The organism is Cedecea sp. B1(4) (assembly GCF_059414925.1).
The window spans coordinates 420,016-433,924 of sequence record NZ_JCAHMZ010000002.1 but is presented as its reverse complement, the minus strand read 5'-3'; the positions used below and the strand labels follow the sequence as shown (position 1 = coordinate 433,924).

The 13,909-nt window shown below is 54.9% G+C and carries 17 protein-coding genes and 1 other annotated feature (1 of these 18 cut by a window edge); of the genes, 11 read left to right on the top strand and 6 right to left on the bottom strand.

Annotation, left to right across the window (positions count from 1 at the left end):
• Window positions 1–23 (top strand) — a sequence feature (Trp leader region) (it extends 75 nt beyond the left edge of the window).
• Between the two features lie 21 nt (window positions 24–44).
• From ACR6JA_RS05455 to trpA, 5 genes are read left to right on the top strand one after another with little or no spacing between them, the layout of a single operon-like run.
• The gene (locus tag ACR6JA_RS05455) at window positions 45–1,607 is read left to right on the top strand and encodes an anthranilate synthase component 1 (RefSeq protein ID WP_494493006.1); all 1,563 of its coding nucleotides are present in this window, start codon (window positions 45–47) and stop codon (window positions 1,605–1,607) included.
• A complete protein-coding gene (gene trpD / locus ACR6JA_RS05450) occupies window positions 1,607–3,202 on the top strand; it encodes a bifunctional anthranilate synthase glutamate amidotransferase component TrpG/anthranilate phosphoribosyltransferase TrpD (RefSeq protein WP_166992071.1) in 1,596 nt (531 codons plus the stop codon). The genes ACR6JA_RS05455 and trpD overlap by 1 nt, the downstream gene beginning before the upstream one ends.
• A gap of 4 nt (window positions 3,203–3,206) precedes the next feature.
• Complete coding sequence (trpCF, locus tag ACR6JA_RS05445; RefSeq protein WP_213716187.1) at window positions 3,207–4,568, top strand: bifunctional indole-3-glycerol-phosphate synthase TrpC/phosphoribosylanthranilate isomerase TrpF; 1,362 nt, start codon at window positions 3,207–3,209, stop codon at window positions 4,566–4,568.
• A 12-nt stretch (window positions 4,569–4,580) separates the two neighbouring features.
• Window positions 4,581–5,771, top strand: a complete 1,191-nt coding sequence (gene trpB, locus ACR6JA_RS05440) for a tryptophan synthase subunit beta (RefSeq protein ID WP_213716188.1) — start codon at window positions 4,581–4,583, stop codon at window positions 5,769–5,771.
• On the top strand, window positions 5,771–6,577 hold the full coding sequence (gene trpA, locus ACR6JA_RS05435) for a tryptophan synthase subunit alpha (protein ID WP_008454291.1): 807 nt from the start codon (window positions 5,771–5,773) through the stop codon (window positions 6,575–6,577). Before trpB ends, trpA begins: the two co-directional genes overlap by 1 nt.
• 72 nt (window positions 6,578–6,649) lie before the next feature.
• Here trpA and ACR6JA_RS05430 read toward each other — a convergent pair whose 3' ends face one another.
• Both ACR6JA_RS05430 and ompW read right to left on the bottom strand, forming a co-directional pair.
• Window positions 6,650–7,075 carry a PH domain-containing protein gene (locus tag ACR6JA_RS05430; RefSeq protein ID WP_166873365.1) on the bottom strand — a complete coding sequence of 142 codons (426 nt, stop codon included), beginning with the start codon at window positions 7,073–7,075 and terminating at the stop codon, window positions 6,650–6,652.
• 128 nt (window positions 7,076–7,203) lie between these two features.
• Window positions 7,204–7,836: an outer membrane protein OmpW gene (ompW, locus tag ACR6JA_RS05425; protein WP_213716189.1), complete on the bottom strand. Its 633-nt coding sequence runs from the start codon at window positions 7,834–7,836 to the stop codon at window positions 7,204–7,206.
• A 285-nt stretch (window positions 7,837–8,121) separates the two neighbouring features.
• Here ompW and ACR6JA_RS05420 point away from each other — a divergent pair, with 285 nt between their 5' ends.
• Genes ACR6JA_RS05420 through yciA form a run of 4 tightly spaced genes read left to right on the top strand, consistent with a single transcriptional unit; the run spans window position 8,122 to window position 10,295 of the window.
• Complete coding sequence (locus tag ACR6JA_RS05420) at window positions 8,122–8,532, top strand: YkgJ family cysteine cluster protein (RefSeq protein ID WP_213716190.1); 411 nt, start codon at window positions 8,122–8,124, stop codon at window positions 8,530–8,532.
• Between the two features lie 28 nt (window positions 8,533–8,560).
• Window positions 8,561–9,304, top strand: coding sequence for a YciC family protein (locus ACR6JA_RS05415; protein ID WP_213716191.1), 744 nt, complete (start codon window positions 8,561–8,563; stop codon window positions 9,302–9,304).
• 59 nt (window positions 9,305–9,363) lie between these two features.
• Window positions 9,364–9,900, top strand: coding sequence for a septation protein A (locus ACR6JA_RS05410; RefSeq protein ID WP_166873360.1), 537 nt, complete (start codon window positions 9,364–9,366; stop codon window positions 9,898–9,900).
• Entirely contained in the window at window positions 9,900–10,295 is a 396-nt protein-coding gene (gene yciA / locus ACR6JA_RS05405; RefSeq protein ID WP_172744224.1) for an acyl-CoA thioester hydrolase YciA, read from the top strand. The genes ACR6JA_RS05410 and yciA overlap by 1 nt, the downstream gene beginning before the upstream one ends.
• Window positions 10,296–10,344: 49 nt before the next feature.
• Here yciA and ACR6JA_RS05400 read toward each other — a convergent pair whose 3' ends face one another.
• Window positions 10,345–11,259, bottom strand: a complete 915-nt coding sequence (locus tag ACR6JA_RS05400) for a LysR family transcriptional regulator (protein ID WP_494493005.1) — start codon at window positions 11,257–11,259, stop codon at window positions 10,345–10,347.
• A 78-nt stretch (window positions 11,260–11,337) separates the two neighbouring features.
• On the opposite strand from ACR6JA_RS05400, the gene ACR6JA_RS05395 reads away from it, so the two are divergent.
• Window positions 11,338–11,991, top strand: a complete 654-nt coding sequence (locus ACR6JA_RS05395; RefSeq protein ID WP_213716193.1) for an SDR family oxidoreductase — start codon at window positions 11,338–11,340, stop codon at window positions 11,989–11,991.
• A gap of 153 nt (window positions 11,992–12,144) precedes the next feature.
• Here ACR6JA_RS05395 and ACR6JA_RS05390 read toward each other — a convergent pair whose 3' ends face one another.
• The 3 genes from ACR6JA_RS05390 to ACR6JA_RS05380 form a co-directional block, all read right to left on the bottom strand.
• Complete coding sequence (locus ACR6JA_RS05390) at window positions 12,145–12,444, bottom strand: DUF7957 family protein (RefSeq protein ID WP_213716194.1); 300 nt, start codon at window positions 12,442–12,444, stop codon at window positions 12,145–12,147.
• A gap of 119 nt (window positions 12,445–12,563) precedes the next feature.
• The gene (locus ACR6JA_RS05385; protein ID WP_213716195.1) at window positions 12,564–13,022 is read right to left on the bottom strand and encodes a hypothetical protein; all 459 of its coding nucleotides are present in this window, start codon (window positions 13,020–13,022) and stop codon (window positions 12,564–12,566) included.
• Between the two features lie 4 nt (window positions 13,023–13,026).
• Window positions 13,027–13,740, bottom strand: coding sequence for a polymorphic toxin type 25 domain-containing protein (locus ACR6JA_RS05380; RefSeq protein WP_250153683.1), 714 nt, complete (start codon window positions 13,738–13,740; stop codon window positions 13,027–13,029).
• Between the two features lie 71 nt (window positions 13,741–13,811).
• On the opposite strand from ACR6JA_RS05380, the gene ACR6JA_RS05375 reads away from it, so the two are divergent.
• Window positions 13,812–13,904: a hypothetical protein gene (locus tag ACR6JA_RS05375; RefSeq protein WP_494493004.1), complete on the top strand. Its 93-nt coding sequence runs from the start codon at window positions 13,812–13,814 to the stop codon at window positions 13,902–13,904.
• Window positions 13,905–13,909: the final 5 nt, after the last annotated feature.

Sequence of the window (13,909 nt, the reverse complement as noted above, 5' to 3'; positions counted from 1 at the left end):
GCCAACGATGCGGGCTTTTTTTTGAACAAAATTTGAGAACTAAAATGCAAACACAAAAACCGGCACTTGAACTCCTGAGCAGCGAAGCTGCCTACCGTGAAAACCCAACGGCCCTTTTCCACCAGCTGTGCGGCGCGCGCCCAGCGACGCTGCTGCTGGAATCCGCAGACATCGACAGTAAAGACGACTTAAAAAGCCTGCTGCTGGTAGATAGCGCCATGCGCATTACGGCCTTAGGTGACACCGTCACCTTACAGGCCTTGTCTGCTAACGGCGCTTCACTGCTGCCGCTGCTGGACGCCGCGTTGCCTGCCGGCGTCGAAAACGAACACTTCCCGGATGGCCGCACCCTGCGTTTTCCAACGGTCAGTACGTTATTAGATGAAGACGCGCGCCTGTGCTCGCTGTCGGTCTTTGACGCATTCCGCATTATGCAGGAACTGGTAAGCGTGCCGGCGGAAGAACGTCATGCGATGTTCTTCGGCGGTTTGTTTGCCTACGACCTGGTGGCGGGCTTCGAAGACCTGCCGCAGTTGAAGCAGGACAACCGCTGCCCGGACTACTGCTTCTACCTGGCCGAAACCTTATTGACCATCGATCACCAGAAAAAACAAACCCGCATTCAGGCCAGCCTCTTTACGCCTTCCGTGAGCGAAAAACAGCGCCTGCAGAAACGCACCGAACAGCTGCGCCAGCAAATCAGTGAAGAGCCTGCTGCCCTCCCGGTGCAGAAAGTTGAGCACATGAGCTGCGATGTCAATCAGACAGACGAAGAGTTCGGGGCGGTTGTTCGCCAGATGCAAAAAGCCATTCGCATCGGTGAAATTTTCCAGGTTGTCCCGTCCCGCCGGTTCTCGCTGCCTTGCCCGTCACCGCTGGCGGCTTATCAGACGCTGAAGAAGAGCAACCCAAGCCCATACATGTTCTTTATGCAGGACAACGATTTCACACTGTTTGGCGCTTCCCCGGAAAGCTCGCTCAAATATGATGCGACGAATCGCCAGATTGAGATCTACCCGATTGCCGGCACCCGCCCTCGTGGCCGCCGCGCCGACGGATCGCTGGATCGAGACCTGGACAGCCGCATCGAGCTGGAAATGCGTACCGACCATAAAGAACTCTCAGAACACCTGATGCTGGTTGACCTGGCGCGGAACGATCTCGCCCGCATTTGCACACCGGGCAGCCGCTACGTGGCGGATTTAACCAAAGTCGACCGCTACTCCTTCGTGATGCACCTGGTTTCCCGCGTTGTCGGCGAGCTGCGTCAAGACCTGGACGTGCTGCACGCCTACCGCGCCTGCATGAATATGGGCACCCTGAGCGGCGCGCCGAAAGTGCGTGCGATGCAGCTGATTGCTGGGGCCGAAGGCGTTCGTCGCGGCAGCTACGGCGGCGCGGTGGGTTACTTCACCGCCCACGGCGACCTCGATACCTGCATCGTCATCCGCTCAGCCTACGTTGAAGACGGCATTGCCACCGTGCAGGCCGGCGCTGGCGTTGTCCTTGATTCAGACCCGCAGTCCGAAGCCGACGAAACCCGCAACAAAGCTCGCGCTGTTTTGCGCGCCATTGCTACCGCGCATCACGCCCAGGAGATTTTCTAATGGCTGACATTCTGCTGCTCGATAATATCGATTCATTCACCTATAACCTGGCGGACCAGCTGCGCGCGAACGGCCACAACGTGGTGATTTACCGTAACCACGTCCCGGCACAAACGCTGATCGAACGCCTGGCCACCATGGATAACCCGGTGCTGATGCTGTCCCCTGGGCCAGGTGCCCCAAGCGAAGCGGGCTGCATGCCGGAATTACTGACACGAATGCGCGGGAAACTGCCGATTATTGGCATTTGCCTCGGCCACCAGGCCATTGTGGAGGCTTACGGCGGCTACGTCGGCCAGGCAGGCGAAATCCTGCACGGCAAAGCCTCCTCTATCTCCCATGACGGCGAAGCGATGTTTGCCGGGCTGCCTAACCCGCTGCCGGTGGCGCGCTATCACTCCCTGGTGGGCAGCAACATCCCTGCCGGCCTGACCATCAACGCCCATTTCGACGGCATGGTGATGGCGGTTCGCCACGAGGCTGACCGGGTTGTGGGCTTCCAGTTCCACCCGGAATCCATTCTCACCAGCCACGGCGCTCGCCTGCTGGAGCAGACCCTCGACTGGGCGCTGCAGAAGCTGAAGCAGGCCAATACGCTGCAGCCGATCCTCGACAAGCTTTATCAGGCGCAAACCCTGAGCCGCGAAGAGAGCCACCAGCTGTTTTCTGCCATCGTTCGCGGTGAGCTGAAGCCAGAACAGCTGGCGGCCGCGCTGGTCAGCATGAAGGTGCGCGGTGAACACCCGAACGAAATCGCCGGCGCCGCATCTGCCCTGCTTGAGCACGCCGCGCCGTTCCCAAGCCCGAGCTACGAGTTTGCCGATATCGTCGGCACCGGCGGCGACGGCAGCAACAGCATTAACATCTCCACCGCCAGCGCCTTTGTTGCCGCCGCGGTCGGGCTAAAGGTCGCCAAACACGGCAACCGCAGCGTTTCCAGCCGTTCGGGTTCCTCCGATCTGCTGGCAGCGTTTGGCATCAACCTGGAAATGAACGCGGATGCTTCCCGTAAAGCGCTGGACGAGCTGGGCGTTTGCTTCTTGTTTGCGCCTAAGTACCACACCGGTTTCCGCCACGCGATGCCGGTTCGCCAGCAGTTGAAAACGCGCACCCTGTTCAATGTTTTGGGGCCACTGATTAACCCGGCGCATCCGCCGCTGGCGCTGATCGGCGTCTACAGCCCGGAACTGGTGCTGCCGATTGCTGAAACCCTGCGCGTCCTCGGCTATAAACGCGCAGCTGTGGTTCACAGCGGCGGCATGGATGAAGTGTCGCTCCATGCGCCGACGCTGGTCGCCGAACTGAATCAGGGTGAAATCAAAAGCTACCAGCTGACCGCCGCCGATTTCGACCTTCCGGCCTATCACCAGGAAGCACTGGCGGGCGGCACGCCGGAAGAAAACCGTGACATTCTGACTCGCCTGCTACAAGGTAAAGGTGAGACCGCGCACGAGTCTGCCGTCGCGGCTAACGTTGCGATGCTGATGCGATTGCACGGCCATGAAGACTTGAAGGCTAACGCCAAAAAAGTGCTGGATGTATTGCGCAGCGGGGCCGCATATGACCGCGTCACCGCGCTCGCAGGAAGAGGATAAGGGAATGCAGGAGACCGTTTTAAACCGCATCGTGGCTGACAAAGCGCTGTGGGTCGAAGCCCGCAAACAGCAGCAGCCGCTGGCGAGCTTCCAGAATGAGATTGTGCCCGCCACGCGGAACTTCTATCACGCGCTGCAGGGGGCCCGCACCGTCTTTATTCTTGAATGCAAAAAGGCATCCCCGTCCAAAGGGACGATCCGCGATGACTTCGACCCGGCTCATATCGCCGGTGTTTATAGGCATTATGCCTCTGCCGTGTCGGTGTTGACCGACGAGAAATACTTCCAGGGCAGCTTCGATTTTCTGCCGATCGTCAGCGGGATTGTCAGCCAGCCGGTACTGTGCAAAGACTTTATTATCGACGCCTACCAGATTCATCTGGCGCGCTTTTACCAGGCGGACGCCTGCCTGCTGATGCTCTCGGTGCTGGACGATGAACAGTATCGCCAGCTGGCCGCTGTGGCCCACAGCCTGAACATGGGCGTGCTGACCGAAGTCAGCAACGAAGAAGAGCTGGAACGCGCCATCTCGCTCGGGGCTAAAGTGGTCGGCATCAACAACCGCGACCTGCGCGATCTGTCCATTGACCTGGACCGCACTCGCCAGCTGGCCCCGCGTCTGACCCACGGCGTCACGGTGATCAGCGAATCGGGCATTAATCATTACGCCCAGGTTCGTGAACTCAGCCACTTCGCCAACGGATTCCTGATTGGCTCCGCGCTGATGAGCGAGGATGACCTGAACGCCGCGGTACGCCGCGTGCTGCTTGGGGAGAATAAAGTCTGCGGCCTGACGCGAGGGGAAGATGCTCGTGCGGCTCAGGAAGCCGGAGCTATTTACGGTGGCCTGATCTTCGTCCCGACTTCGCCGCGTTTTGTCAGCGATGAGAAAGCCGCTGCAGTCATTGCCTCCGCGCCGCTTCGCTACGTGGGTGTATTCAGAAATACACCGGTAACGGATGTTGTGCAGAAAGTAGAAACGTTCTCACTGAGCGCAGTTCAGCTTCACGGCGCTGAAACCCAGGCATACATTACTGAGCTGCGAGCGCTGCTGCCGGAGAAAACACAAATCTGGAAAGCGTTGAGCGTAGCCGACACGCTTCCTGAGCGGAATCTGCATCACGTCGACAAATACGTGTTCGATAACGGCCAGGGCGGCACCGGGCAAAGCTTTGACTGGCGACTGTTAGCCGGACAAAAGCTGGATAACGTGATTCTGGCGGGCGGCCTCGGAGCGGATAACTGCGTGGAAGCTGCTAAAGCCGGCTGCGCGGGACTGGATTTCAACTCTGGCGTGGAAAGTGCGCCGGGAATAAAAGATGCTAACAAGCTGGCTGCGGTCTTCCGGACCCTGCGGGCTTACTAAGGAAGAGATACCATGACTTTACTGAACCCTTATTTTGGTGAATTTGGCGGGATGTACGTGCCGCAGATCCTGATGCCTGCTTTGCGCCAGCTCGAAGAAGCTTTTGTGGCGGCGCAAAGTGACGCTGAGTTCCAGGCGGAGTTTACCGATCTGCTGAAGAACTACGCGGGCCGCCCAACGGCGCTGACCAAGTGCAAAAACCTTGCGGCTGGTACCAATACCACGCTGTATCTCAAACGTGAAGATCTGCTTCACGGCGGCGCGCACAAAACTAACCAGGTGCTGGGCCAGGCGCTGCTTGCCAAGCGTATGGGCAAAACCGAAATCATCGCCGAAACCGGCGCGGGTCAGCACGGCGTAGCTTCTGCCCTCGCCAGCGCCCTGCTCGGCCTGAAATGCCGTATTTATATGGGAGCCAAAGACGTCGAGCGCCAGTCGCCAAACGTCTTCCGTATGCGCCTGATGGGGGCCGAAGTCATTCCGGTGCACAGCGGCTCATCCACCCTGAAAGATGCCTGTAACGAGGCGCTGCGCGACTGGTCTGCAAGCTATGAAACCGCGCACTACATGCTCGGCACCGCCGCAGGTCCGCACCCGTTCCCGACCATCGTGCGTGAATTCCAGCGCATGATCGGCGAAGAAACCAAAGCGCAGATCCTGGAAAAAGAAGGTCGTCTGCCTGACGCGGTAATCGCCTGCGTGGGCGGGGGCTCCAACGCCATCGGTATGTTTGCCGACTTTATCGATGAAACCAGCGTGGGCCTGATTGGCGTTGAGCCAGCCGGGCACGGGATCGAAACCGGCGAACACGGGGCACCGCTGAAACATGGCCGCGTGGGGATCTACTTCGGTATGAAGTCGCCAATGATGCAAACCGACGAAGGGCAAATCGAAGAGTCTTACTCTATTTCTGCCGGGCTGGACTTCCCGTCCGTGGGGCCGCAGCACGCTTACCTGAACAGCACCGGTCGCGCCGATTACGTCTCTATTACCGATGACGAAGCGCTGGATGCCTTTAAAGCACTGTGCCGCAGCGAAGGGATTATTCCTGCGCTGGAGTCCTCCCACGCCCTCGCCCATGCCTTAAAAATGATGCGCGAGAACCCTGAAAAAGAGCAGCTGTTGGTAGTGAACCTCTCTGGCCGCGGCGACAAAGACATCTTCACCGTCCACGATATTCTGAAAGCACGAGGGGAAATGTAATGGAACGTTATCATCATCTGTTTGAACAGCTGCAGGCCCGCAAGGAAGGCGCATTCGTTCCCTTTGTGACGCTGGGCGACCCAACCCCTGAGCTTTCGTTGAAAATTATTGATGCACTGGTTGAAGGCGGCGCGGATGCGCTCGAACTGGGCATTCCGTTCTCCGATCCGCTGGCGGATGGCCCAACCATCCAGGGCGCGGCGCTGCGGGCTTTCGCCTCTGACGTGACGCCAACCCAGTGCTTTGAAATGCTGGCGACGATCCGCCAAAAATACCCGGAGATCCCGATTGGTCTGCTGATGTATGCCAACCTGGTCTTTAACCGCGGCATCGACGAATTTTATGCGCTGTGCGCCAAAGTGGGCGTGGATTCTGTGCTGGTTGCAGACGTGCCGGTGGAAGAGTCCGCTGAATTCCGCCATGCCGCAATGCGCCACAACGTCGCGCCTATTTTCATCTGCCCGCCAAACGCCGACGAAACGCTGCTGCGCGAAATTTCGGCTCATGGCCGGGGTTACACTTACCTGCTTTCCCGTGCAGGCGTTACCGGCACCGAAACGCGCGCTCAGCTTCCGCTGCATCATTTAATTGAGAAACTGGGTGAGTATCAGGCCGCACCGCCTCTGCAAGGCTTTGGTATTTCCGAACCGTCTCAGGTACGCGATGCCATTGCCGCCGGTGCTGCAGGCGCGATTTCAGGTTCTGCGGTGGTGAAAATCATCGAAAAGAACCTGGCACAGCCTGAAGTAATGCTCAGCGAACTGAAACAGTTCGTGCAGAACATGAAAGCCGCCACGCGGGGTTAAGGTAAATAAAAACGGCGGCCGACCGGTTTAGTCCCCCGATCTGCCGCCGTATTAACAGAAATTGTGGTTATGTTAACTGGCTGCTTTATTTTCCAGCTCTTCCTGATATTCAAAAAAGCGCTGTCTGAATCTCATTGGATCTTTAATAAAACGAATCGGCGCATGACCAGCCCCGGAATCACTGATCACCAGAGAGCCATAACCCAGCATGCGACCAATAATCCCTTGCCGAACCTGAAGGCTGGATATTTTCTTAATCGGGATTTCAACGGTATCACGTTTAATTAAGCCCGATTTAGCGATCAGTCGCTTATTGGTAATAGCCGCTTCATTGGAGCGTACAACAAAATACCCCAATGGAATCAGGATAAAACCAACGATAGTCATGAATCCTAAAATGAGTCCCCAAAGGATCCAGGGCAGCCATGCCCACAAAGTCACCTGCCCACGATATAATACTTCTTCATTGCCAATTAAGTTGGAGTCGATATATGCCATTTTTCTACCCATTAAAAGAAGACGGGGAATAATAGCATCTCATTTCAGAATATGACTAATTGAAATTTAATGTACGCACCCAAAGAAACTGGCCATTAAACAGCCAGTTTCTTCCGATGAAGAGAGACTTAAAAACGGTAACCCGCAGAGAACATAAATGCCCACGGGTCAATACGCGTCTTGATGCTTTGCTGATCGTCGCCAGCTTTAAATTTCACCGTAGTGTCGATGTCCATATACCAGACGGACATGTTCAGCAGCCAGTTCTCGTTAACCAGATAATCCAGCCCAACCTGACCCGCTACGCCCCAGGAATCTTTGACCTTCAGATCGCTCAGGCCCGCGCTTTTGCCGGTGTCATTGAAACTTGCATCAAAGAAGGTGGTGTAGTTTACCCCGACGCCCACATAAGGCCGTACTTTGCTGCCCGCATCGCCAAAGTACCACTGCGCCATCAGCGTAGGTGGCAACTGATGCACGGTGGCCAGGTCACCGGTTGGGCCCAGCCCTACTTTATGACGGAACGGCGTCGCCGCCAGCAGCTCAATCCCGATGTTATCGGTGACCATGTAGTCAAAGGTCAGCCCGAGCTGCGTGTTGTTATCGACTTTAAAGCCGCCCATTTTGAGCACGTCGTCCGAGCCCGCGGTGGGTCGAACCGTCGCGGTACCCGCGCGCATAAAGAATTCCCCCGCCTGATGCGCCGACGCCGCACCGGACAAACATCCCATCGCCAGTAATGCCAGTGTGAGTTTTTTCATAGCCCTTCCCTTGTTATGGTTTTTAACAGCGGGCTGAATATACTTAGAAAGAAGTACAAAGTGATCTAACACCGATCACACTTTATCCACTAATTTAACATTCAATGATCTGGATTAATTTTTGGTTACGCAGTGAAAAACAACAAACCGAAACCAGATCAACTTTGTGAATAATCACATCCTGAAAATTCTTCCCCCTCCACCTCTTGCAAAACGTCCTGCCCTGGCTAATTTGGATATTCCTCTCAACCGTTGGAACGTGAAATCAGAAGTGGCAGGTGCAAGATGAGCGATAACCCTTGTATGACTTGTGGTGCCTGTTGTGCTTACTTTCGTGTCTCTTTCTACTGGGCTGAAGCCGACGATGCTGGCGGCCTGGTCCCTTCACACTTAACCGAGCCGGTGACTCCATTTCTGCGCTGCATGAGCGGCACCAACCAGCGTAACAGTCGCTGCGTTGCGCTGGAGGGCGAGCCGGGTCAGCGGGTCAGTTGTAACATCTATGAGAATCGCCCTTCGCCGTGCCGCGAGTTTGCGATGTCCGGGGAAGACGGCATCACCAACGATGCCTGCAACCGGGCACGAGCTCGTTACGGCCTGGCACCGCTGTACGGAACTGACGCTATTCAACCGCTTATAGAAAGTCTTTGTGGTGCCACGGCAGCCTCATCCAGGGTACAATTGCCCCCAGATTGATAACCGTTAGCAACATCAAGGAGAGTGCATGTCTATCACGGCAGGTTCCGTATACCGTGACACGGGGAATTTTTTGCGTAATCAGTTTGTTACCATATCGCTGATTGCGTTACTTTGCGCCTTAATTTCGGTGATTATTGGCCGCGCGTTCTCGCCCAGCGAAGAACAAATGGCGATTCTGAGTGAGGGAGATAACCTGGCGGGCAGCGTCGGGCTGTTTGATTTAGTGCAGAATATGTCGCTGGAACAGCAGCAAGTGTTACTGAAAGCGTCTGCGGCCTCCACGTTTTCGGGCCTGATTGGCAACGCTATTCTGGCGGCCAGCATGATGGTGCTGATGCAAATCGTTTCTGCAGGCCAGCGCGTTAGCGCCCTGCGCGCGATTGGTGCCTCTGCGCCCGTGCTGCCAAAAATGTTCATTCTGATCTTCCTGACCACGCTGCTGGTGCAAATCGGCATTATGCTTGTGGTTGTGCCCGGCGTGCTGCTGGCAATCCTGCTGTCGCTTGCCCCGGTAATGCTGGTGCAGGATAAAATCGGGATTTTCCGCTCTATGCGCAGCAGCCTGCGCCTGGTGTGGGCCAACATGCGCCTTGTTGCCCCTGCGGTCGTCGGCTGGCTGGCGGCCAAAACGGCGTTACTGCTGCTGGCATCCAGCTTTGCTGCGCTGTCGCCGGAGGCCGGGGCCGTGATTGCGAATACCATAAGCAACCTGATTTCAGCCGTGCTGCTGATCTACTTATTCCGCCTGTACATGTTGATACGTCAATAACCTTCCCCGACTCCTGACCGCGCGTTATAGTCAGGAGTCACCTCTTTACGGAACAGATTATGAAGCAGTTTCTCGACTTCCTGCCCCTGATTGTCTTCTTTGCTTTTTATAAGATGTACGACATTTTTGTCGGCACCTGGGCGCTGATCATCGCCACCGCCCTCGCCCTGGTTTATAGCTGGGTCAAGTACCGCAAGGTGGAAAAGACCACGCTGGTAACTTTTGTGATGGTTGCCGTGTTTGGCGGCCTGACGATTTACTTCCACAATGCCGAATTCATTAAGTGGAAAGTCACGCTGATTTACGGCCTGTTCGCCGCCGCCCTGCTGGTGATGCAGTTCGGCATGAACAAGCTGCTGATTCAAAGCATGCTGGGTAAAGAAATCACATTGCCAACCGAGGTGTGGACTCGCCTGAATATCGCCTGGGCGCTGTTCTTTATCGCCTGTGGCTTATTGAATATTTACGTGGCGTTTTGGCTCCCGGAAAGCATCTGGATTAACTTTAAAGTGTTCGGGCTGACCGCCATCACCCTGGTCTTTACCCTGCTGAGCGGCGTCTACATCTACCGTCATATGCCAAAGGAAGAGCAGTAATGCCGAACGAATTACCGCAAGGTGAATTAGTGCTGCGCACCCTGGCGATGCCAGCGGACACCAACGCCAACGGCGATATTTTTGGCGGCTGGCTGATGTCGCAGATGGACATGGGCGGCGCCATTCAGGCCAAAGAGATCGCTCATGGCCGCGTCGTGACCGTGCGTGTGGATGGCATGACCTTCCTGAAGCCAGTGGCAGTGGGAGACGTAGTGTGCTGTTACGCACGCTGCGTTAAGCGCGGGACAACGTCCATCACCATCAATGTGGAAGTCTGGGTGAAAAAGGTTTCTTCCGAGCCAATCGGCCAGCGCTACAAAGCCACCGAGGCGATATTTATCTACGTGGCGGTGGACAAAGAAGGCAAGCCTCGCGCGATACCTCAGGTAGATTAATCCAGCTGCCCGGTAACGCCGGGCAGTTTATTTTCCCCACCTGATCACCTCATTTCTCCCCGATTTCCCGAAGAAGATAATCAATAAAAAGGCGCGTTTTAGCTGGAATTAACCGGCCTGGCGGCATAATGCCGTAGACGCCGCCCCGATCCTGCCCTTTCCACTCGGGTAATACCCGGATCAATTGTCCGCAGGTAATCTCGGTGGTGATAAGCCAGTCGGGAACCAGCGCAATACCTACCCCATCCAGCGCCGCCTGTAACAGAGCTTCAGCATTATCCGTCTGCATCGGGCCCCTGATACGCACGGTAGCTTTGCGGTCACCGTTCACCAAAAGCCAGTCTGGCCAGCTGGCATGACTCACCAGTCCCAGGCAGGCATGTTCGTTCAGGCCTTCGGGCTCGCTTATCTTGCTCTGTCCCAGGTAAGCCGGGGAAGCAACAAGGTGGTATTCAAACTGCCCCAAAGTACGGGCAATCAGCGCGCTGTCGGTCAGACGCCCTACGCGGATGGCCAGATCGTAGCCTTCGGCCACAAGATCCACCCGCCTGTCGGTAAACCTGACATCCAGATGAATGCCGGGATACCCGGATAAAAATGCCGATAGCTTTGGAACGATCCAGCGTCGGCCAAAGGTCAGCGGCAGAGAGATTTTAAGGTTTCCAACCGGGGCAGCCGTGAATTCACTGACTTCCAGCTGAGCATTGCGTAACTCATCCAGGATGCCCCGCACGCGGCGGTAAAAAAGTTCTCCGGCTTCAGTCAGCACGACGTGGCGTGTGGAACGCGCCAGCAATCGAGTGCCCAGCTGAGACTCAAGGTGCTGAACCCGCCTCGATATTACGGTGGCATTACGGTCCAGCACGCGAGCCGCGCCGACAAAACCGTTGTTTTCCACTACCGCAGCAAACGCAGCCAGTTCGTCAATTTTAAGATGCTCGCTGAATTCCTGCATATTTTGCATTAAGCAATTGCTCCAGTGAGTGATTATCTACATTTATGCAGATGATACAGTGCTCGCGAACTTATTGAGGAGTAAATAATGAAAACTTTTCTTAGCATTGGGGCCGGGCCGGGGATCGGCTATGCCACGGCGGAACGCTTCGCCCGTGAAGGTTTTGTGGTGATTTTAGCCGCAAGGAATGCATCGAAACTTGGCGAACTTGCGGCGCGCCTCGCCAGCAAAGGCTTCCAGGCGCACGCTAAGGTTGTCGATGCCGCCGATGCCAATGCCGTTGCAGCTTTAATACAGGAGACTGAGACCGAATTCGGCACCCTCGACGTGGTGCACTACAACGCGGCACATCTGCACCCGGGGTCAGTGCTCGACCAGCAGATCGCCACCTTTAACACCGACCTTGCGGTCAATATCGGCGGGGCGCTGGCTGCCTCCCAGGCCGCATTGAAAACCATGTTTGCCCGAGGGCGCGGCGCCCTGTTGTTCACCGGCGGCGGCTGGGGAGTGCACCCCAACCCGGAATACATCTCGATCAGCATTGGCAAAGCAGGCGTTCGCGCCCTGACGCTGGGGCTTTTCCCCTATGCCAGATCGCATGGCGTGCACGTGGGGTCGGTCACGGTAGAGGCGCTGATTGAGCCGGACTCCGCCGAGGCCACCGGCGTGGCCGATACATTCTGGACACTGTACCAGCAGCCCGAAGCCGAATGGGTGGCAGAGATGACGTTTAGCGGATAAAGTTTTAGCCGGGTTTTGATGGCGGTAAACGCCCGGCAGCGCCGGGCTTTATAAAGCCAGCGAGGCAATTTTCATCTACGTAGGCGTGGATAAAGAAAGCAAGCCTTGCACGATATCGCACATAGATTAATGCTTAAGAGAACCTGTTTTTTATTATTTTATTAATTTATCTGGAATAGCTCTCCCTGTACGGAGATCAATTCTATAGCTTCCAGCATCCCATCTATAAGCATGCAAAAAACAATCATCACCTAATGCTAAATTTGTAAACGGGTTTCCCTCATTATCAAAGTCACTACTTACCTGCCATATAGTTGTACCGTCCTGACTAAGAAGATAAATATTTCTCGCACATTCCTCCTTACCGTATAAATCTCCCATTCCAAGTCTGTCAATAAGAACTACACGTTTATTATCCGTCAGATAATATTCAGTTAATATTTTATCAGGCATCTCTGAACTCTCACTTTAAAGGCCCAGGCACACCAAAACTACCTGTTGGTATCTGTTCCAGAATCTGATATTGAACACCACCAGAACTATGAGCATCAAACTGAGGTTGAGGTACAACCTTACCAACTTGCCATCCCGATCAACCATCCCAGATACCCAATCCGACTTAACCATAAAAATGGGCTGGTTAATCCAGATCTTCTGATATTAGTTAATTCCCTCATCGGTGCCAAGCCATCATGCTTGATAACAACATGCTTTGCACTATAGCGACAATGCATTACCAGAAAGAAAATTCCGGCGATCCCCAAGCCAAAATAACTTTCGGAACTCCCCCAAAAATGAGGTCTCAATTTTAAATAAAAGATTCCCCACAGGCTTAGTAAAAAAATAAAGAAAGAACAGGCAGCAATGTTCATCTCGTTTTTTCTTCCGAGTCCAAAAAAAAGTGCATCAAAAAAATGCATTGTTGTTACGGGAGACTGAAGATTTCTCTCCGTTATCTTACCGAAGCGATGGAATATGACTGTTCCAACAGCAAACGCAATCAGGACAATACCTAACAGCAACAGCATCATTTAGTTAGTCCTTTTTGATAGGCCACGACATTATTTCGGTACTACCGGAATCATTAAGCTCGGGCTGATTATTGTGGTTTTCACTTTGTCGGAAACTTGCACCAATTCCTCCACCAAATCTCAAAGAACCACCAATACCGTCTTTACCAATAGACCCCTCAACAGAAATAATTCCTGCCGATAGGGAACCTGCATAATCATAGGAAGGGCTGAAATCTTTAATCGGGTAAGGTCCAAAAGTCAAACCTACAGATGCATCAGCTCGCCAGCCGAAGGCCTTTGTCACACCTCCATTGATCGCGAATTTATCTTCGGAAAGAACACTTTCAAGATACCCTCCGGCACCAACACCTGCCACCACTTGTCCTTTCATATCACCTTTAATTTTTGCTACATCTCCGAATGGTGGGTTGAGATGTGATTTTTCTATTGCTTTGGTTATTTTATCGCGGGCGACGCCTTTATCTCCTAGACTGAAGGCCAACGATGCTTCTTCTTGTGTTCTACTCGGAACCAACGCTCCCCAGGGTGATGCAGCATTATTCTCAACCGCATTCTTCCCGGCCTGCGCGCCCGTGGTCGCTGACGCGGTGCTATTCCCCACCACGCCGCCGGCGATCCCTGCCGCCAGAGCGCCCCAGACCGCATGCGCCATCAGGTTAGCCGGTTCATCGACTTTGTTACCGTCGGTTGTGGCGCCCTTAATTACTTGTGCCATCACCGGGTTCAGACCGCCCGCCAGAGCTTTGTTGAAATCGCCCCTGGCGGCGCCCGCCAGAGCCGGAGATCATGCAGATCCTGTGCCGGGTCTGTATGTTCTCCGCCCGCAAGCAAAAGCAGGTGACGGAGCTTATCGAAGTGATCGGCAAGCCGCAGCGGTGAGATGC

What these genes read in the sequence shown, in the direction of transcription:
- ACR6JA_RS05455 (WP_494493006.1), top strand. Translation starts at nt 45, where the DNA reads ATGCAAACACAAAAACCGGCACTTGAACTCCTGAGCAGCGAAGCTGCC.
- trpD (WP_166992071.1), top strand. Translation starts at nt 1,607, where the DNA reads ATGGCTGACATTCTGCTGCTCGATAATATCGATTCATTCACCTATAAC.
- trpCF (WP_213716187.1), top strand. Translation starts at nt 3,207, where the DNA reads ATGCAGGAGACCGTTTTAAACCGCATCGTGGCTGACAAAGCGCTGTGG.
- trpB (WP_213716188.1), top strand. Translation starts at nt 4,581, where the DNA reads ATGACTTTACTGAACCCTTATTTTGGTGAATTTGGCGGGATGTACGTG.
- trpA (WP_008454291.1), top strand. Translation starts at nt 5,771, where the DNA reads ATGGAACGTTATCATCATCTGTTTGAACAGCTGCAGGCCCGCAAGGAA.
- ACR6JA_RS05430 (WP_166873365.1), bottom strand. Translation starts at nt 7,075, where the DNA reads ATGGCATATATCGACTCCAACTTAATTGGCAATGAAGAAGTATTATAT.
- ompW (WP_213716189.1), bottom strand. Translation starts at nt 7,836, where the DNA reads ATGAAAAAACTCACACTGGCATTACTGGCGATGGGATGTTTGTCCGGT.
- ACR6JA_RS05420 (WP_213716190.1), top strand. Translation starts at nt 8,122, where the DNA reads ATGAGCGATAACCCTTGTATGACTTGTGGTGCCTGTTGTGCTTACTTT.
- ACR6JA_RS05415 (WP_213716191.1), top strand. Translation starts at nt 8,561, where the DNA reads ATGTCTATCACGGCAGGTTCCGTATACCGTGACACGGGGAATTTTTTG.
- ACR6JA_RS05410 (WP_166873360.1), top strand. Translation starts at nt 9,364, where the DNA reads ATGAAGCAGTTTCTCGACTTCCTGCCCCTGATTGTCTTCTTTGCTTTT.
- yciA (WP_172744224.1), top strand. Translation starts at nt 9,900, where the DNA reads ATGCCGAACGAATTACCGCAAGGTGAATTAGTGCTGCGCACCCTGGCG.
- ACR6JA_RS05400 (WP_494493005.1), bottom strand. Translation starts at nt 11,259, where the DNA reads ATGCAAAATATGCAGGAATTCAGCGAGCATCTTAAAATTGACGAACTG.
- ACR6JA_RS05395 (WP_213716193.1), top strand. Translation starts at nt 11,338, where the DNA reads ATGAAAACTTTTCTTAGCATTGGGGCCGGGCCGGGGATCGGCTATGCC.
- ACR6JA_RS05390 (WP_213716194.1), bottom strand. Translation starts at nt 12,444, where the DNA reads ATGCCTGATAAAATATTAACTGAATATTATCTGACGGATAATAAACGT.
- ACR6JA_RS05385 (WP_213716195.1), bottom strand. Translation starts at nt 13,022, where the DNA reads ATGATGCTGTTGCTGTTAGGTATTGTCCTGATTGCGTTTGCTGTTGGA.
- ACR6JA_RS05380 (WP_250153683.1), bottom strand. Translation starts at nt 13,740, where the DNA reads ATGGCACAAGTAATTAAGGGCGCCACAACCGACGGTAACAAAGTCGAT.
- ACR6JA_RS05375 (WP_494493004.1), top strand. Translation starts at nt 13,812, where the DNA reads ATGCAGATCCTGTGCCGGGTCTGTATGTTCTCCGCCCGCAAGCAAAAG.